Origin of the sequence: Streptomyces sp. NPDC050439 (assembly GCF_040655335.1) — a bacterium.
Lineage (GTDB): Bacteria > Actinomycetota > Actinomycetes > Streptomycetales > Streptomycetaceae > Streptomyces.
This window is the reverse complement of sequence record NZ_JBFAJT010000003.1, coordinates 680,065-698,152: the sequence shown is the minus strand read 5'-3', so window position 1 is coordinate 698,152 and position 18,088 is coordinate 680,065. Positions and strand designations below refer to the sequence as shown.

The window sequence follows — 18,088 nt, the reverse complement described above, 5'->3', positions numbered from 1 at the left end:
CGTGTGGTCAGCCGCGTCGGCGGCGTGCCTGCCAGACGGCGGCCCCGCCGAGCAGGGCGACGGCGGCCACGCCCGCGATCAGACCGACGGAGGGGCCACCGGAGCCGCTGTCCTCGTCGCTCGCGGCCGGCTTCTTCTCCGTGCCGTCGGACTCGCCGTTGCCCGAGACCTGCTCGCCGCAGCCCGACTTCGGGTAGTCCGCGATGGCGCACAGCAGGGCGTTGCTGTCGTAGCGCAGGGGCTTGGCGACCGCGGCGAGCGCGTCCGCGCTGGTCGCGTCGTCCGCGATCTGCGCGCACGCCGTACGCGCCTTCGGCGGGCTCTCCCCGTCGGGGGCGTCGCCCGGCGTGCCGAAGTCGATGACCAGGGCGATCCGCTTGCGGTCGTCCTTGGCGGGGGTCTTGGCGCAGATCGTGTCGAAGTCCGCGGCGCCGCGCGGCTTCGCGGCGTCCTTCGAGTCGGCGGACACGGCGAACCGGAAGCCCTGGACGGCCCCGTCGTCGGGGCGCGCGGTGCTCGGCCCCTGGCTCGCGTAGGCCCACGTGGAACCGTCCCGGTCCCAGAAGGACCAGTAGCGATACCCGGCGGCCTGGGCGGGGGCGGCGGTGAGGACGCCGAGCAGGGCGGCAAGGAGCGCCCCCACCATCAGGCGCCCGCACCGCGCGCGACCCCGCGTCACAGCTGCTGCTTCTTCTTGTTGCCGCTGTAGAGGAACCCGATGCCGATGCCGGCGACCATGCCGACGCCGATGATCCACCAGATGCTCAGGCCGCCGTCGTCGCTGTCCTTCTTCTCGTCGGCGGCCTTCTCCGTCGCCTCCGGGGCGGGACCCTGCGCGTTGAGCTGCTTGACCAGGTCCGCGCCGCCGAAGTCACGCGGGTCCATGCCGGCGGCGTGGGCGGCGAAGATCAGCTGGGCGTAGGCGGCGGGGCCGGACTTCTCGGCCCACTGCGCGGAGTTCTTCGCCAGCCACTGGGCCGACTTCTCGGCCTGCTCCGGCTGACCGGCAGCGGCGAGCGCGAGCACGGAGTCGGCGGTGTTGCCGAGGTCGGGCATGTTCTTTGCGCCGGGCATCGACGACATCAGGTGGTCGTCGCCCTTGGCGAGGGTCTTCAGGAGGTAGCCCGTGCCGTTCGCCGCCGCCTGCTCGGCGGTGTCGGCCTTCGCGCACTTCGGGGCGGCTTCCTTCTTCTCGGCCGCGTCCACGACCAGGCCCTTGCCGTGGGCGCCGAGGACACCGGCCGCGGTGGCGTCGGCGTTCGGCGAGAGCTTGCCGGACTTGACGTCCGCGAGACCGAAGGCGCCGCCGTCCTTGCCACAGCTCATCGAGAGGGCGGGCAGCGCGCTGTACGCGGTCTTGCCGCTCTGCGACTTCACGCCCTCCGGCTTCTCGCCCGCCGCGACGAGCGCGCCGATCACGATGCCGGTGGAGTTGGCGTCCGAGTCCATGCCGGGGCTGTAGCCCCAGCCGCCGTCCTGGTTCTGCACGGACTTCAGCCAGTCGACGCTCTTGCCGACGGTCTTCTTCTGACCGCCGAGCGCGGCGAGCGCCTGCACGGCCGACGCCGTCGCGTTGCTGTCGAGCATCGTCTTGGAGTCGCAGGGCTCGCCCGCGTCGGGGCGGTAGGCGGCGTAGGCGCCGTTCGAGCACTGCTGCCCGGTGAGCCAGTCGACGGACTTCGCGGCGGGCTTCACACCGGCCGAGTCCTGGGCGAGCAGGGCGTACGACTGCCGGAACACCCCGTCGAACTTGGGGTCCGCGTCGCCGTAAAGACCCGAGGGCAGCTTGGCGGAGGGCGACGGGGACGCGGTGTCCGCGAAGGCGGCCGGGGCGGCGGCCGAACCGAACACGGCGACGGCGGCCAGGACCGCTGCGCTGCGGCGAACGTTCATGATGCGGCGGGTGCCTCTCCCTGCGGGGGAGCGGGGCAGCACGGGCGCGTGCGGGCACGGGCACCGGGCGGCTCCGGCTCCGTATACCTCGACGGTGCCGGTCATCGGCGGTTCCGATGACGCGAGCCGGTCACGTTCCATGCGGGGCGATCCGGCTCTCCGGCGGTCCTTGCGGGACCGTGGATCACGGCTGCGGGTCAGCGCCGGATTCGCACCGGCTTCCCCCCGTACGGGCATGATGACGACGGGGCCACTCTACCGGCCCGTAGGGGAGGCGCCCCGGGGTGGCCGCCCCCGGCGGGAGGTCACACCGCGCGGTACCGCACGGGATCGTTGCCCACCGCCTCGGCGCGCCCCAGCTTCACCAGGCGCCGCACATGGGCCTCGGCCTCGGAGACCGCGATGTTCCGCGAGCCGTAGCGGATCTGGGCCCAGGGGCGGTTCCACTCCATCTGCTCGGCGAGCTGCCAAGGGGTGAGGGGCTCGGCGAGGAGGGCGAGCAGATCCGTCAGGCGCTCCTCGTGGTGGGCCAGGATCTCCTGGACGCGGGCCGGGGCGTCGGTGAACGCGTACTGGTGGGCCGGGAGCACCTCGGCGACCCCCAGGCGGCCGATGCGCTCCAGGGAGTCGAGGTAGTCGCCGAGGGGATCCGTGACGGTCTCGTCGTCGGGGTCCTCGTACAGGCCGATGTGCGGGGTGATCCCGGGGAGCAGGTGGTCGCCGGAGAACAGGCGGCCGCGGCCCGGCAGCCGTGCCGGGTGCTCCTCCTCCAGGTGCAGGCAGACGTGGCCGGGGGTGTGGCCGGGGGTCCAGATCGCGCGAAGCCTGCGCCCCGGCAGTTCGAGGAGCTCGCCCGGGGTGATGTCGCGGTCGGGGAGCGCGGCGGCCAGGCCGGGCAGCCGGGGTGCGCGGCCCGCGTCACGGGCGGCGAGGAGAGGGGCCAGATGGTCGGCGGGGGCGCCCGCGGCCGTCAGCTTCTCCGCCATGTAGTCGAACCAGCGGGCGGGCGGCCCGGTCCGGGTGCGGCGTACGACCGAGGCGTCGGCCTCGTGCATCGCGATCCACGCGCCCGACGCCTCGCGGACCTTGGCCGAGAGGCCGTGGTGGTCGGGGTGGTGGTGGGTGATGACGACGCCGTGCACCGCGTCGGCGGACGTGCCGCAGGCGGCGAGGCCTTCGGCGAGTGCGTCCCAGGAGGTGGGGTCGTCCCAGCCCGTGTCGATGAGTACGGGGCCGGCGTCCGTGTCCAGGAGGTGGACGAGGGTAAAGCCCAGCGGATTGTCGGGGATGGGGACCTTGATGCTCCATACGCCCCCGCCGTGCTCGGTCACCTGCGGTTCGGTCACCTGCGTCATCGGGCGCCCTCTTCTTCTCTCGTTCGTCGCTCGACCGTAACTAGAACTGGTTCCAATGATCGCCTAAGTCGACCGTTTCAACAGGCTACTTGAGCCTTGCCCTCCGTGGACTAGTGGAACTAGAACTGGTATCAGTTCTGAAACAGTGTCAGAAAGCGTGCCGCGCAGGCGGAATCCCGCAGGAGGCAGTCAGCCATGACCGAGCTCGTGGAACACGGACAGCTGTTCATCGGCGGGGAGTTGGTGGATCCCCACGGCAAGGACGTCATCGAGGTGGTCTCGCCGCACACCGGCCAGGTCTTCGCGCGGGTGCCGCACGCCGCGCCCGCCGACGTCGACCGGGCCGTCGCCACCGCGCGCAAGGCGTTCGACGAGGGCCCCTGGCCCCGGATGACCCTCGACGAGCGGATCGAGGTCATCACCAGGATCAAGGACGCGTTCGCCGTACGGCACGAGGAGATCGCCCGCGTCATCAGCTCCCAGAACGGCACCCCGTACACATCGAGCGTGATGGTGCAGGCCCTCGCCGCGATGATGGTCTGGGACTCCGCGCTCACGGTCGCGAAGAACTTCACGTACGAGGAGGCGCGCGACGGCGCCCTCGGCAAGATCCTGGTGCGGCGCGAGCCGGTCGGCGTCGTGGCGGCCGTGGTCCCGTGGAACGTCCCGCAGTTCACCGCCGCGGCCAAGCTCGCGCCCGCGCTGCTCGCCGGGTGCCCGGTGATCCTCAAGACCTCGCCCGAGACGCCGCTCGACGCGTACATCCTCGCCGACATCGCCACCGAGGCGGGGCTGCCGCAGGGCGTGCTCTCGATCATCTCGGCCGACCGCGAGGTGAGCGAGTACCTCGTCGGGCACCCCGGCGTCGACAAGGTGTCCTTCACCGGCTCCGTCGGCGCGGGCAAGCGCGTCATGGAGGTCGCGGCCCGCAACCTCACGCGCGTGACACTGGAGTTGGGCGGCAAGTCGGCCGCGGTGATCCTGCCGGACGCGGACGCGGCGAGTGCCGTCGCCGGCATCGTCCCCTTCGCCTGGATGATCAACGGCCAGGCGTGCGTGGCCCAGACCCGCATCCTCGTGCCGCACTCCCGCCACGACGAGTTCGCCGAGGCCTTCGCCGCCGCGGCCGCCGCGCTCAAGGTCGGTGACCCGCTCGACCCCGAGACCGAACTCGGCCCGCTCGTGGCCCGGCGCCAGCAGCAGCGCTCGCTCGACTACATCCGCATCGGCCAGGAGGAAGGCGCCAAGATCCTTACGGGCGGCGGCCGTCCGGCCGGGTTCGACGAGGGGTGGTACGTCGAGCCGACGCTCTTCGGCGGCGTCGACAACTCGATGCGCATCGCCCGCGAGGAGATCTTCGGCCCGGTCATCTGCCTTCTCCCGTACGGCGACGAGAGCGAGGCCGTGAAGATCGCCAACGACTCCGACTACGGACTCAGCGGCAGCGTGTGGACGGCGGACACGGAGCGCGGCATCGACATCGCGCGGCGGGTGCGCACCGGGACGTACTCGGTGAACACCTTCAGCCTCGACATGCTCGGTCCGTTCGGCGGCTACAAGAACTCCGGTCTCGGGCGGGAGTTCGGGCCCGAGGGGTACGGCGAGTACTTCGAGCACAAGATGATCCACCTGCCCGCTGGATACGGGGAGGCGGGTGCCTGATGGGTGACCGCTGGCACGTCGAGGTGGACCGGTCGGTCTGCATCGGCTCCGGGATGTGCGTGATCACGGCGCCGGGCGGTTTCACGCTCGACTCCGCCCGCCAGTCGCATCCCGCGGACCCCGAGACCGACGCCAACGAGAAAGTGCTCGAAGCGGCCGAGGGGTGCCCGGTCGAGGCGATCACCATCACGTTGTCCGGCAGCGGGGAGGTCGTCTTCCCGCCGGAGGACTGACGGGGACCGGCGGATTCCGCTCCCGCGGCGGAATTTACTTGTGTGACGCCGTCTGAGCCGAATTGTGTACGTTCCGCGGACGTTATGTGTGCTCGAAAGTGTGCGAACAGGACTTTACCCATGCGTTCCGCATGCCCGATCGATGACATCCGTGACTGTCCGTCCCCTTTGCGGCCTGGAACTCTCTGAGCCAGGCCACATGGGGAGGAGACGTTCGTGGACAAGCGGTACGAGGTCTACTGTCTGGCGGACAGGCACTTCTACGAGACTCCGGACCGTTTGTCCGTGGGCGGGAGCGCCCCTGAGTTCGAGACGGCGGGGCGGCCGGTCCCGGACGGCTGGCGCACCGGGCGGCACAGCGACTGGCTCTCCCTGTTCCCGCTGGACGAGGACGGGACGCCACGGCCCACGCCCCAGCAGGGCTGGAAGATCCACGCCTCCGCGACCCTGGACAACGCGGACCGCGTCGCCGCGACCGTCTGGGACTACTGCGTCGAGCGCCTGATCCCCTTCAAGTTCGTGCCGGCGCCGCATCTGCTGCACCTGCGCAACAGCAAGTACGCGGGCCGCGACAGCAGCGGGAAGTTCGCCACCATCTACCCCGCCGACGAAGGCCAGTTGCGCAGCACCCTGGAAGAACTGGGCGAGCGGCTGCACGGCCTGGACGGGCCGTACGTCCTCACCGATCTGCGCTGGCAGGACGGCCCCCTCTACGTGCGCTACGGCGCCTTCACCCGCCGCGTCGTCGCCGACGAGCGGGGCACGCTGGTCCCCGCCATCGAGGACGGCACGGGAACCTTGGTGCCCGACCCCAGGGACCCGGCCTTCAAGATCCCCTCCTGGGTCACCCTGCCCGCCTTCCTGGAACCGCAGCTCGCGGCGCGCAACACGACGACCGTCGCCGACCTGCCCTACCGCTTCGAGAAGGCGCTGCACTTCTCCAACGGCGGCGGTGTCTACCAGGGCCGCGACACCCGTGACGAACGCAAGGTCGTCCTCAAGGAGGGCCGCCCGCACGCAGGCCTGGCCTCCGACAGGGCTGATGCCGTCGCCCGCCTGGAGCGCGAGAAGACCGCGCTGGAACGACTCTCGGGTCTCGGTCTCGCACCCGAGGTGCGGGACTGGTTCGCCGTCGGCGACCACCGGTTCCTCGTCATGGACTTCCTTGAGGGGCGCACCCTCAACTCGTTCTTCGCCGAGCGCCATCCGCTGGTCACCCAGGCACCCACACCGGACGCGGTGGCCTCGTACACGGCTTGGGCGTTACGCATGCACCGTGCCGTCGAGGACGCGGTGACGGCCGTGCACGAACGCGGGATCGTCTTCAACGACCTGCACATGTTCAACATCATGGTGGCGCCGGACGAACAGTCGGTTGCTCTGCTCGACTTCGAGGCGGCCGCGCCCGTCGAGGAGAGCGGACGGCAGATCGTCGCCCACCCGGGCTTCATGGCCCCTGCGGACCGCACGGGGACCGAGGTCGACCGCTACGCGCTGGCCTGTCTGCGGCTCGCGCTGTTCCTGCCGATCACCACGCTGTTCGCCGTCGACCGCGGCAAGGCGGCCCACCTCGCCGAGATCATCGCGGCTGAATTCCCCGATGTACCCCGGGAGTTCCTTGACGAAGCCGTCGCCGAGATCACGCGCGGCGGGCAGGAGGTGCCGGCCGACGCGGGAGCGCCCGAGGCCACCCGGCCGGCCGGCCGGGGAGGGCCCGTCCTCGTGGCCGCCGGCGGACCGATCGCCGACCCCGGCGACTGGCCGTCCAGCCGCGACTCGATGGTCAAGGCGATCCTCGCCTCCGCGACCCCGGAGCGCGACGACCGGCTCTTCCCCGGCGACGTCGCCCAGTTCGCCGACGGCGGCGGACTCGGCCTCGCCCATGGCGCCGCCGGGGTCCTGCACGCCCTCGCCGAGACCGGCGCGGAACGCTATGAGCAGGGCGAACGCTGGCTGCTCGACCACACGGACCCGGTGCCGCAAGGCACCCCGCTCGGTCTCTACGACGGGCTCGCGGGCGTCGCGTACGTCCTGGACCGCCTCGGGCACACCCAGCGCGCCCTCGACCTCCTCGACGGCGTCCTGCGGGACGGCTGGCGGCGGCTGTCCTCGCAGCTGTACGACGGCATCCCCGGCATCGGCCTGGTGCTCGACCACCTCGCGGGCACCACAGGGGAGACCGGCCTGGGGGAGCGCGCCGACGAGGCCGCTCGGATCGTCTGCGACCGGATCGAGGCGGCCTCCGCTCCCGGCCGCGCGGACACCACGCGACGGCATGCCGGACTGCGGCGCGGCATGACCGGCTCCGCCCTGTTCCTGCTGCGCCGCTACGAGCGCACGGGCGAGCCCCACCTGCTCGAACGGGCGGCGGACGCGCTCCGCCTCGACCTGGAACGCTGTCTGGTCCAGAAGGACGGCAGCCTCCAGGTCGACGAGGGCTGGCGCACCATGCCCTACCTCGCCGACGGCACCGTGGGCATCGGCATGGTCCTCGACGACTGGCTGGAGCACGGCAAGGACGAAGCCTTCGAGGGCGCCCGGCCCCGTATCCTGCTCGCCGCGACCAGCCGCTTCTACGTCCAGTCCGGACTCTTCGCCGGCCGCGCCGGGATGATCGCGCATCTCGGCCGCACCACGACACCGGGAGTGACCCCGTCCCGGCTCGACGCGCAGATCCGGGCGATGAGCTGGTACGCGATGTCCTACCAGGGCCAACTGGCCTTCCCCGGCGACCAGATGATGCGCCTCTCCATGGACCTCACCACCGGAACGGCAGGGTGCCTGCTCGCCCTCGGCGCGGCACTGGGCGACGGAGCCCGCGCGCACCTGCCGTTCCTGCCGCCGATCAGGCGGCCCTGAATCGGCTCCGGCTTCATGCCGGAGTTCGCAGCAACACCCGTCCCCACAAGGTAACTACGAAGGGAAAAGACCATGGCACTCTTGGACCTGCAGAGCCTGGAAGCCGACGAGATGACCGGCGGCGGTGGCGGCGGCGGTGACGTGAGCTACGCGAGCCTGCTGCTGTGCGGCAACAGCGGTCTCAGCGTCATCACCTGCTAGGGCTGACGGCGAGTAAGGCACGGGCGGTCTCTTCCCTGGGAAGAGGCCGCCCGGAGCCTTCCCGCCGCAGATCACCGCCGACATCTTCGTCCCGGACGCGAGGCTCGGACCTGCATGGCGACATCTACCGTTCCCTCCACCGAGCGCCCCTCATCCACAGAGCGCGCCGGTGACCGGTTGCTGCGTGCCGCGACCCGTCGCAACGCCGGACGCTGTGTCACCCTGGGCCTGCTCGCCGTCGCCGGCGCGGGCGCGAGTCTCTTGCTGCCGTACGCGATCGGCCGCGCCCTCGACGCCGCCCTCGCGGGGCACGCCGCGGGTCACGTCGGCGCCGACGCGACCCGCTGGATCCTCGTGTGCACGGCGATCATCTGCGCGAGCGCCCTCATCGGGGCCTGCGACGGAGTCCTGACCGGCACCACCAACGCCCGCACCACCGCCTGGCTGCGCGCCCACCTGGCCCGCCACGTCCTCGCCGTCGGCCCCCGCACCACCGCACGCTTCGCCCCCGGCGACCTCGTCGCCCGGCTCATCGACAACGCGGCGCACGCGGGCGTCGCGCCCGCCACGCTCGCCGGGCTGCTCGCCGCCCTGGTCGTGCCCGTCGGGGCCGTGGTGGCCCTCGCCATGATCGACGCCTGGCTCGCCGTGGCGTTCATCGCGGGCGTCCCCGTACTCGCCCTGCTCCTACGGGCGTTCACCCGCGCCACCTCCGACTGCGTGACGCGCTACCAGCAGGTCCAGGGTGACATCGCGGGCCGGCTCAGCGAGGCGGTCGGCGGGGCCAGGACCGTCGCGGCCGCGCACACCGAGGACAAGGAGGCCCGGCGCGTCCTCGGGCCGCTGCCCGAACTCTCCCGGCACGGACACCGGATGTGGCGCGTCCAGGGCCGCTCCCAGTCGCAGGCCGCCGCGGTCGCCCCCCTCCTGCAGATCGCGGTCATCGCGGTCGCGGGCCATCTGGTGGTCGGGGACCGCATCTCCGTCGGCGAGTTGCTGGCCGCGTCCCGGTACGCGGTGCTCGCCACCGGCATCGGCATGCTCGTCGGCCAGTTGGGGGCCCTGGTGCGGGCCAGGGCCGCGGCGCGCCGCCTGGGAGAGGTGCTCGCGGAACCCTCGACCACGTACGGCAACGGGGAACTGCCGCCCGGCGACGGCCTGTTGGAGCTACGCGGCATCAAGGTGACCCGCGGCGAACGCACCGTGCTCGACGGCGTCGACCTGACCGTCCCCGCGGGCCGCACGCTCGCCGTGGTCGGCCGCTCCGGCGCGGGCAAGTCGCTCCTGGCGTCCGTCGCGGGCCGGCTCGCCGACCCCGACGAAGGGGACGTACGCCTGGACGGCGTCCCGCTGCGTTCGCTCGGCCGCGAGGAGCTGCGCCGTGAGGTCGGCTATGCCTTCGAGCGGCCCGCGCTCCTCGGCACGACCCTGGAGGGCACCATCGGCTTCGGCGCCCCGCGCCCGACGCCGCCCCGCATCCGGGAGGCGGCCCGTGCGGCCCACGCGGACCCCTTCATCACGCGCCTCCCCGACGGCTACGCCACGCCCTGCGCCGACGCGCCCCTCTCCGGGGGCGAGGCCCAACGCCTGGGCCTGGCAAGGGCGTTCGCGCGAGGCGGCCGGATCCTGATTCTGGACGACGCGATGTCGAGCCTCGACACGGTGACCGAACACCACATAGCCGAGGCCCTGCTCCACCACACCCCGCACCGCAGCCGCCTGATCATCGCCCACCGCGCGGCGACGGCGGCCCGCGCGGACATGGTCGCCTGGCTGGACGGCGGCCGGATCCGGGCGGTGGGGACGCACGCGGAGCTGTGGGAACGGGCGGACTACAGGGAGGTGTTCGGCGCGTGAGGAAGTCTTCCGGCGGACGGGCGGCGGGCGGATCGGTGGTGTCGGCCTTCTCGACGCAGCCGGGCACCTACCGGCGTGGCGTGCGGTTCCTTCTGCGCCGGTGGCCGGTGGTGCTTCGGCTCGCCCTCTGGTCCGTCCTGGAGACCGGGCAGACCTTCCTCACCGGCTACGCCCTCGCACGCGCCCTGGACGACGGGTTCCTCGCGGGGCGTGAGGCGGTCGGTCTCTGGTGGCTCGGCGGCGCCGGGATCGGCGTGATCGTGGCCGCGTACGGCACGGGGCGGGTGTTCCGCGCGATGGCCGACCTGGTGGAACCACTGCGAGACAGCCTCGTACGGCAGGTCGTCGGCCGGGGGCTGCGGGACGCGGACGGAGCCTCCGTGTCCCGGCTGACCCAGCAGGTGGAGATCGCCAGGGACACCTTCGGGGGTCTGGTCCTGGTGTCCCGCTCCTTCGTCTTCACGGCGGCGGGCGCGCTGATCGGCCTGTTCTCGCTGGCCCCGCTCCTCCTCCTGGTCGTCGCGCCACCGCTGCTCGCCGGAGTCGCCCTGTTCGTGGCGAGCCTGCGGCCGCTGGCGCGGCGCCAAGAGGAGTTCCTCGTCGCCGATGAGGGCATCGCGGGTCAACTGGGCTTGGTCGCACCGGGGTTGCGGGACGTCGCCGCCGCGGGCGCGGAACAGGACGTGGCCGGGGACCTGGACCGGGGCATCGCCGCGGAGTACGCGGCGGCCGGTTCCCTCGCCCGCTGGGGCATCCTGCGCACGGCGGCCCTCGTGACCGGCGGCCAGCTCCCGCTCGTCCTGCTCCTCGTCACGGCCCCCTGGCTCCTGAACAAGGGGGTGACGCCGGGCGCCCTCGTGGGCGCGATCGCCTACGTCACCCAGGCCCTGCTCCCGGCCCTCCACAACCTGATCCACGGCCTGGGCACAAGCGGCTCCCGCCTGGCCATCGTCCTGCGCCGTCTGACGTGGACCCCGGAGGCGACGGAGCCACCTGAGCCGATAGGAACGCCCGCGGACACGGAGCCGGACGCGGACACGGACGCAGGGTCTGGTACTGCTCCTGAGCCCGCTACCGCCGGGGCTCCCGCCCTCCAGCTCTCCTCCGTCACCTTCGCCTACGGCCCCCAAGCCGAGCCCGTTCTGCGGGATCTTTCGCTCAGTGTTCCGCGTGGTGGGCATCTGGCGGTTGTCGGGCCCAGTGGGATCGGGAAGTCCACCCTTGCCGGGCTCGTGGCGGGGATGCTTGAGGCCGGGAGTGGGGTCGTCCGTGTCGACGGGCGGTCCGTGCGGGGGCGCGAGGCGGCAGGGCGGCGGGTGCTGATCCCGCAGGAGGCCTACGTCTTCAGCGGCACGGTGCGGCAGAACCTGGAGTACCTGCGGGCGGACGCCGTCAGCGACGCGGAGTTGCTGGCCGCCGCGCGGGCCGTGGGGCTCAGCGCGGTGATCGAGCGGCTCGGCGGCCTCGCCGCCCCCGTCGACCCCGCCGCGCTCTCCGCGGGCGAGCGCCAGCTCGTCGCGCTGACCCGCGCCCATGTCTCGTACGCGTCCCTCGCCCTGCTCGACGAGGCGACCTGCCACCTCGACCCGGTGGCGGAGGCCCGCGCCGAGCAGGCCTTCGCGGCGCGGCCCGGCGGCACCCTCGTGGTGATCGCCCACCGCATCAGCTCGGCACGCCGCGCCGACCGGATCCTCGTGATGGACGGGACGCACGCCGTGTGCGGACGCCACGAGGAGCTGCTCGCCACCTCGTCCCTCTACCGCGAGCTCTCCGGCAACTGGGGGCCGGCGAACGGTCCGGCGAACAGTCCGGCGAACGGGGCCTCACACCCAGCCCTCGACCCGCGAGATCCGGATCGCGTCGATCCTGTTCCGGGCCCCGGTCTTGCGGGTGATCGCGGCCATGTAGTTGCGCACCGTCCCGTTCGTCAGATGCAGGCGGTGCGCGATCTCGGCGACCGGCGCACCCCCGGCGGCCAGTGAGAGCACCAGTAACTCCCTCGCGGTGAGCGGCATCTGAGCTGCTTTCAGAAACCCGAACCCCAGCGTCTCGTCCACGAACCGCCGGCCGGCGGCCACCTGTCTTATCCCGGTCAGCAGCCGGTCCGGCGGGCTCGCCTTGTCCACGTAACCGAGGGCCCCCGCGTCCATGCAGCGGCGGAGCAGTCCCGGCCGGTTGCCGGAGACCAGGACGAGGAGCGGGCAGCCGAGGCCGCCGAAGACGGGATGGGACTGCTCCCCGAACTCGGCGGACGCGTGGGCCACGTCGCCCTCGGGGTCGACCACGCAGACGTCGGGACGCACCGCACCCGTACGGTCGCGGGCGTTGTGCCACGGTGCATGACAGACCTCCAGGTCCGGCTCACGGGCGAGGCGTTCGGCCAGAGCCGACCGCAGAAGACAGGCGTCGTGCACGAGAAGTACCCGGATCACGCTTCGCTCCTCCAGGTTCCCGCTTGAGGTCCCGATGGCTTCGTACAGCACGTAGCCATTCATACGGCGCCGACGGCCCGTACGGACGCGGATAACTGGCCAAGCGGGACCAAGGAGAGGCTCAGGGGCGCAACTGCCAGGAGCGCGTGCGCCCCCCTTGCAACGGTTCGGGGGTTAGGTGTCGCGGGTTCCCGGGCAAACGGAGCGGCGCACTGATCGGCCGCTAGACGGCCTCAGGGGACGTCAGGTCGATCAGGCGGCACACCATCTCGATGTCGATCTTGACTTGCGCGATCGACGCCCGCCCCGAGAGCCAGGTGATCAGCGCAGAGTGCCAGGTGTGCTCGATGACCCGGACCGCGGAGAGCTGCTCGGGGGTCGGCGCGTCCGCGAGACCCATCGCGTCCAGGATGATCGCCGTGGTCAGCCGCGAGACCGTGTCCACCTCGGGGCTGACGGAGCGGTCGGCGAACGTCAGCGCCCTGACCATCGCGTCCGCCAGATGCGGCTCACGCTGCAGGGCACGGAAGGCCCGCATCAGCGTCTCGGCGCACCGCTCGGCGGGCGTCTCACCCGCGGGCGGCCGCTTACGGATCGTGGTGTGCATGTGCTGCAGCTGGTCCTGCATGGTGGCGACCAGGAGATGCACCTTGGAGGGGAAGTAGCGGTACAGCGTGCCGAGGGCGACGCTGGAGGACTCGGCGACCTCGCGCATCTGCACCGCGTCGAACCCGCCCCGGCTCGCGAGTTGGGCGCTCGCGTGCAGGATGCGGCGGCGGCGCGCCTCCTGCCGCTCGGTCAGGGGCGGCGACGCCGGATCAGCTGCTGCGACTTCCGCTGCCTTGGCTTCCGCTGTCATATGTCCCGTTGTTCCGTCGTCCCGGTCGGGTTACGTGGTCGGCCAGCATGCCAGGGCGCCTGCCGTGGCGCGAATCACCTGATCCGGGCCTTACAGCGCGGCTACCTGCCGGTAGATTCAATGCTCGTTCAGCGATCATTCAACGATCAAGTCTGAAACTTGTTCTAGATTACCGTCCCGGCGTAACCTCGCGGACAACCGCAGGAAGAAGGGGGCCGAGAGTGACCGCTGAGGCCATGGAGGCGGGCCCCCGGACGGGGCCGCACGCCGATGGTGATCGTCCGTTGCGCATCGCTCTCCTCACGTACAAGGGCAACCCGTTCTGCGGGGGCCAGGGCGTCTACGTGCGTCACCTCTCGCGCGAGCTAGCCCGCCTCGGCCACAGCGTCGAGGTGATCGGCGCGCAGCCCTACCCCGTCCTGGACGAGGGCCTCGAAGGCCTCGCGCTCACCGAGCTGCCGAGCCTGGACCTCTACCGCTCGCCCGACCCCTTCCGCACACCCAAGCGCGCCGAGTACCGCGACTGGGTCGACGCGCTCGAAGTGGCGACGATGTGGACCGGCGGCTTCCCGGAACCCGCGACGTTCAGCCTGCGCGCCCGCCGTCATCTGCGGGCCAGGCGGGGCGAGTTCGACGTCGTGCACGACAACCAGACGCTCGGCTACGGCCTGTTGGGCGACCTCGGCGCCCCGCTCGTCTCCACGATCCACCACCCCATCACCGTGGACCGCCGCCTCGAACTCGACGCGGCGCCCGACTGGCGCCGCCGCATGTCCGTGCGCCGCTGGTACGCGTTCACGCGCATGCAGAAGCGCGTGGCCCGCCGCCTGCCCTCCGTGCTCACCGTCTCCGGCACGTCGCGCCAGGAGATCGTCGACCACCTCGGCGTACGCGAGGACCGCATCAGCGTCGTGCACATCGGCGCCGACACCGACCTCTTCTCGCCGGACCCCTCGGTCCCCGAGGTGCCCGGACGCATCGTCACGACGTCCAGCGCGGACGTCCCGCTCAAGGGCCTCGTCCACCTCGTCGAGGCGCTGGCCAAGGTCCGCGCCGAGAACCCCGCCGCCCACCTCGTCGTCGTCGGCAAGCGCGCCGAGGACGGGCCCGTCGCGCAGGCCATCGAGCGGTACGGGCTCGAAGGCGCCATCGAGTTCGTCAAGGGCATCACCGACGAGGAGCTGGTGGACCTGGTCCGCTCGGCCGAGGTCGCCTGCGTCCCTTCCCTCTACGAGGGCTTCTCGCTTCCCGCGGCCGAGGCCATGGCCACCGGGACGCCGCTCCTCGCGACGACCGGCGGCGCCATCCCGGAGGTCGCCGGGCCCGACGGCGAGACCTGCCTGGCGGTACGCCCCGCCGACCCCGGCGCGCTCGCCGCCGGACTGAACCGGCTGCTCGGCGACCCGGAGCTGCGGGCCCGCCTCGGCGCCGCCGGGCGTGAGCGTGTTCTCGCCAAGTTCACCTGGGCCCGCGCCGCCCAGGGCACCGCAGAGCTGTACCGCGCGGCGATCGCCACCAACGCGGCCCCGCAATCCGGCCGCCCCCCGGCCACCACCCCGACGTACTCCGGGAGCCATCGCTGATGCTGACCGTCGACTTCACCCGCTTCCCGCTCGCCGCGGGCGACCGCGTCCTTGACCTGGGCTGCGGCGCGGGCCGGCACGCCTTCGAGTGTTACCGGCGGGGTGCCCAGGTGGTGGCCCTCGACCAGAACGGCGAGGAGATCCGCGAGGTCGCCAAGTGGTTCGCCGCGATGAAGGAGGTGGGCGAGGCACCGGCGGGCGCGACCGCCACCGCGATGGAGGGCGACGCGCTCAACCTCCCCTTCCCCGACGCCTCCTTCGACGTCGTGATCATCTCCGAGGTGATGGAACACATCCCCGACGACAAGGGCGTACTCGCCGAGATGGTCCGGGTCCTGAAGCCCGGCGGCCGCATCGCGGTCACCGTCCCGCGCTACGGCCCCGAGAAGATCTGCTGGGCCCTCTCGGACGCCTACCACGAGGTCGAGGGCGGTCACATCCGCATCTACAAGGCGGACGAACTGCTCGGCAGGATGCGCGAGGCGGGCCTGAAGCCGTACGGCACGCACCACGCGCACGCGCTGCACGCGCCGTACTGGTGGCTGAAGTGCGCGTTCGGCGTGGACAACGACAAGGCGCTGCCGGTGCGGGCGTACCACAAGCTCCTCGTCTGGGACATCATGAAGAAACCGCTGGCCACGAAGGTGGCGGAGCAGTTGCTCAACCCGGTCGTGGGCAAGAGTTTCGTGGCGTACGCGACGAAGCCGCACCTGCCGAAGGCCGACGCGAAGACCGACGCGTGACGAGCCCGGAGCGGACGGAACACCTGGTCCTGCCCGGCGTCCTGACGGCGGATCAGGCCACGCGTACGGTGCGCGGGATTCTTGCGGTCCAGCGCGAGGACGGCGCGATCCCGTGGTTCCGCGGCCACCACCTCGACCCCTGGGACCACACCGAGGCCGCCATGGCCCTGGACGCGGCGGGCGAGCACGCGGCTGCCGCCCGCGCCTACGACTGGCTCGCGCGGCACCAAAATCCGGACGGGTCCTGGTACGCGGCGTACGCCGACGGGGATCCGCACGACGTCACGGACCGGGGCCGCGAGACGAACTTCTGCGCGTACATCGCCGTGGGCGTCTGGCACCACTATCTCTCGACCGGCGACGACACGTTCCTGGACCGCATGTGGCCGACGGTGGTGGGCGCGGTGGAATTCGTGCTCGCCCTCCAGCAGCAGGGCGGCCAGATCGGCTGGAAGCGCGAGGACGGCGGTGGGCCGGTCAACGACGCGCTCCTGACGGGCAGTTCATCGATCCACCAGGCACTTCGCTGTGCCCTTGCGATCGCCGAGCAGCGCGAAGAGCCGCAGCCGGACTGGGAGTTGGCGACGGGCTCGCTGGCCCACGCGATCCAGAGCCATCCCGAGCGCTTTCTGGACAAGGACCGCTACTCGATGGACTGGTACTACCCGGTCCTCGGCGGCGCGCTCACGGGCGCGGCGGCCAAGTCCCGCATGGAGGAGGGCTGGGACCGCTTCGTGGTGCCGGACCTCGGCGTGCGCTGCGTCATCCCCAACAACTGGGTGACGGGCGGCGAGAGCGCCGAACTGGCCCTGGCCCTCTGGGTGTTGGGCGAATCGGACCGCGCCCTGGAGATCCTCCAGTCGATCCAGCACCTGCGCGACCCGGAGACCGGCCTCTACTGGACCGGCTACGTCTTCGACGACGGGGCGATCTGGCCGGAGGAGCTCACCACGTGGACGGCGGGCTCCTTGCTGCTCGCGGTCGCGGCACTCGGCGGTGACGAGGCCACCTGCGCGGTCTTCTCGGGCGAACGCCTCCCCGTGGGCCTGCCCCCGGAGTGCTGCGACGCCGCCACCGGGAACCAGTAGCAGCGCCACAGCGGCGCCGCTGCCGGGGGGTGACAGCGGCGCCTGTGGTGGTACGTGCGGGCTGCTCCGGTCAGTGGTGACCCGGCGCCGCTGCCTGGGGGTGACAGCGGCGACCGCAGTGGTGCATGCGGCCTCCTCCGTCAGTAGCGGCGGAGGCGGCCTGCGATGGCGTGGCCGACGAAGACGTAGACCAGTGCCGCGAGGCCGTACCCGCAGATCACACGGGCCCAGGCCTCATCAAAGGTGCTGTGTCTTTCCGGGGGGTGCCCCCGCACCCCCGGATCGTGTGACTGGCGTGGTGGGAGTCGGGGGCGTGCCGGTGCCGGTCAGTAGCGGCGGAGGCGGCCCGCGATGGCGTGGCCGACGAAGACGTAGACCAGTGCCGCGAGGCCATACCCGCAGACCACACGGGCCCAGGCCTCATCAAACGTGAACAGATCGTGTGACCAGCCGGCCAGCCAGCGGGCCACGTCGTGGATGAACTGGACGAGGTCGTTGGCGCGGTTCGCGTCCAACAGATACATGAGGATCCACAGGCCGAGGATGATGGCCATCACGTCGGCGACGATGACGATGACCCTCGCTGCGGTGCTACCACGTGCTTGTCGGGTGGACATAAAGACCGTGTACCTGGCCCGGCCCGGTTGAAACCCGTACGGGCTCGCCCGAGTGGCGGGCCCGGCCGACCGGGGTGAGGCTGCCGGGAGAGCTGTCCGCAGGCTGCCCACCCCCGGAGGTCCCCGTGTTGCCGTCCGCCGCGACCGTACGCCGGTCTCTCGTCGCCCCTGTGCTCTGCGGAGCCCTGATCGCGGGGGCGACCGGGTGCGGGGGTGACGACGCGGACGCGGCGTCGTCCTCCTCGACGCCGTCGAGTTCCAGCTCCGCCGAGAAGCAGAAGTACGCCAAGGCACGGTTCGTGGCGAACGCGGGGATCGCCGCCGGGGCCACGTACCAGTGGATCGTGAAGCCCTTCCGCGCGGGGAAGTTCAAGAAGGGCGCCGACGGACGGAAGTTCGCCCTGATCAAGGCCGGCCTCGCCGGGACCCTCGCCTACAACCGCCTGAAGGCGGCGTCGAAGAACGCGAAGGGCGACCCGGCGCTGGCCAAGGCGGTCGCTCCGCTGACGGCGGGCATCGACGCCCTCAAGGACCTCCCGTCCAAGCTCCGCAAGGGCGACTCCACGGACTCGGTCGTGAACTCCTTCGACGACGTCATCAACCAGGTGAAGGGCGCGGGCAAGGACGCGGGCGCGGAGGTCAAGGACAAGGTGCCTTCGGCGGGGGAGCTGGCGAAGGGGTAGGCGAGAAGGGCAGGCGAGAAGGG

15 protein-coding genes, 1 pseudogene and 1 riboswitch are annotated in these 18,088 nt (G+C 71.9%); of the genes and pseudogenes, 10 read left to right on the top strand and 6 right to left on the bottom strand.

Annotated features, from left to right (window positions below; genetic code table 11):
* Positions 1 to 7 precede the first annotated feature (7 nt).
* The 3 genes from AB0I66_RS16180 to AB0I66_RS16170 all read right to left on the bottom strand — a co-directional run bounded on the left by AB0I66_RS16180 (position 8) and on the right by AB0I66_RS16170 (position 3,248).
* Complete coding sequence (locus AB0I66_RS16180) at positions 8 to 646, bottom strand: SCO2322 family protein (protein WP_363208702.1); 639 nt, start codon at positions 644 to 646, stop codon at positions 8 to 10.
* Between the two features lie 29 nt (positions 647 to 675).
* Positions 676 to 1,893 (bottom strand): prenyltransferase/squalene oxidase repeat-containing protein, encoded by a 1,218-nt coding sequence (locus AB0I66_RS16175; RefSeq protein WP_363208458.1) that lies wholly within the window; start codon positions 1,891 to 1,893, stop codon positions 676 to 678.
* A 123-nt stretch (positions 1,894 to 2,016) separates the two neighbouring features.
* A riboswitch (cobalamin riboswitch) is annotated at positions 2,017 to 2,146 on the bottom strand.
* A gap of 52 nt (positions 2,147 to 2,198) precedes the next feature.
* Positions 2,199 to 3,248, bottom strand: coding sequence for an MBL fold metallo-hydrolase (locus AB0I66_RS16170; RefSeq protein ID WP_363208457.1), 1,050 nt, complete (start codon positions 3,246 to 3,248; stop codon positions 2,199 to 2,201).
* 195 nt (positions 3,249 to 3,443) lie between these two features.
* On the opposite strand from AB0I66_RS16170, the gene AB0I66_RS16165 reads away from it, so the two are divergent.
* The 6 genes from AB0I66_RS16165 (at position 3,444) to AB0I66_RS16140 (ending at position 12,042) form a co-directional block, all read left to right on the top strand.
* Entirely contained in the window at positions 3,444 to 4,910 is a 1,467-nt protein-coding gene (locus tag AB0I66_RS16165; RefSeq protein ID WP_363208456.1) for an aldehyde dehydrogenase, read from the top strand.
* Positions 4,910 to 5,143, top strand: a complete 234-nt coding sequence (locus AB0I66_RS16160) for a ferredoxin (RefSeq protein WP_363208455.1) — start codon at positions 4,910 to 4,912, stop codon at positions 5,141 to 5,143. Before AB0I66_RS16165 ends, AB0I66_RS16160 begins: the two co-directional genes overlap by 1 nt.
* A gap of 216 nt (positions 5,144 to 5,359) precedes the next feature.
* Positions 5,360 to 8,002 carry a class III lanthionine synthetase LanKC gene (gene lanKC / locus AB0I66_RS16155; RefSeq protein WP_363208454.1) on the top strand — a complete coding sequence of 881 codons (2,643 nt, stop codon included), beginning with the start codon at positions 5,360 to 5,362 and terminating at the stop codon, positions 8,000 to 8,002.
* A 72-nt stretch (positions 8,003 to 8,074) separates the two neighbouring features.
* Positions 8,075 to 8,203 carry a SapB/AmfS family lanthipeptide gene (locus AB0I66_RS16150; RefSeq protein ID WP_363208453.1) on the top strand — a complete coding sequence of 43 codons (129 nt, stop codon included), beginning with the start codon at positions 8,075 to 8,077 and terminating at the stop codon, positions 8,201 to 8,203.
* Between the two features lie 114 nt (positions 8,204 to 8,317).
* Positions 8,318 to 10,060, top strand: coding sequence for an ABC transporter ATP-binding protein (locus AB0I66_RS16145; protein ID WP_363208452.1), 1,743 nt, complete (start codon positions 8,318 to 8,320; stop codon positions 10,058 to 10,060).
* A 107-nt stretch (positions 10,061 to 10,167) separates the two neighbouring features.
* Positions 10,168 to 12,042, top strand: a complete 1,875-nt coding sequence (locus AB0I66_RS16140) for an ABC transporter ATP-binding protein (protein WP_363208701.1) — start codon at positions 10,168 to 10,170, stop codon at positions 12,040 to 12,042.
* Here the strand turns inward: AB0I66_RS16140 and AB0I66_RS16135 are convergent.
* Both AB0I66_RS16135 and AB0I66_RS16130 read right to left on the bottom strand, forming a co-directional pair.
* Positions 11,968 to 12,210: pseudogene (locus AB0I66_RS16135) on the bottom strand (LuxR C-terminal-related transcriptional regulator); the annotation flags it as partial. The gene AB0I66_RS16140 and the pseudogene AB0I66_RS16135 sit on opposite strands and share 75 nt — an antisense overlap.
* Before the next feature lie 505 nt (positions 12,211 to 12,715).
* Entirely contained in the window at positions 12,716 to 13,351 is a 636-nt protein-coding gene (locus tag AB0I66_RS16130) for a TetR family transcriptional regulator (protein ID WP_363208451.1), read from the bottom strand.
* A 221-nt stretch (positions 13,352 to 13,572) separates the two neighbouring features.
* Between AB0I66_RS16130 and AB0I66_RS16125 the strand changes: the two genes are divergently transcribed.
* From AB0I66_RS16125 to AB0I66_RS16115, 3 genes are read left to right on the top strand one after another with little or no spacing between them, the layout of a single operon-like run.
* The gene (locus AB0I66_RS16125; RefSeq protein WP_363208450.1) at positions 13,573 to 14,934 is read left to right on the top strand and encodes a glycosyltransferase family 4 protein; all 1,362 of its coding nucleotides are present in this window, start codon (positions 13,573 to 13,575) and stop codon (positions 14,932 to 14,934) included.
* Entirely contained in the window at positions 14,934 to 15,677 is a 744-nt protein-coding gene (locus AB0I66_RS16120) for a class I SAM-dependent methyltransferase (protein WP_363208449.1), read from the top strand. Before AB0I66_RS16125 ends, AB0I66_RS16120 begins: the two co-directional genes overlap by 1 nt.
* Positions 15,674 to 16,765: a prenyltransferase gene (locus AB0I66_RS16115; RefSeq protein WP_363208448.1), complete on the top strand. Its 1,092-nt coding sequence runs from the start codon at positions 15,674 to 15,676 to the stop codon at positions 16,763 to 16,765. Before AB0I66_RS16120 ends, AB0I66_RS16115 begins: the two co-directional genes overlap by 4 nt.
* 326 nt (positions 16,766 to 17,091) lie before the next feature.
* On the opposite strand, the gene AB0I66_RS16110 is transcribed toward AB0I66_RS16115, so the two are convergent.
* Positions 17,092 to 17,382, bottom strand: coding sequence for a hypothetical protein (locus AB0I66_RS16110; protein WP_361189676.1), 291 nt, complete (start codon positions 17,380 to 17,382; stop codon positions 17,092 to 17,094).
* Between the two features lie 128 nt (positions 17,383 to 17,510).
* On the opposite strand from AB0I66_RS16110, the gene AB0I66_RS16105 reads away from it, so the two are divergent.
* The gene (locus AB0I66_RS16105; RefSeq protein ID WP_363208700.1) at positions 17,511 to 18,065 is read left to right on the top strand and encodes a hypothetical protein; all 555 of its coding nucleotides are present in this window, start codon (positions 17,511 to 17,513) and stop codon (positions 18,063 to 18,065) included.
* Positions 18,066 to 18,088: the final 23 nt, after the last annotated feature.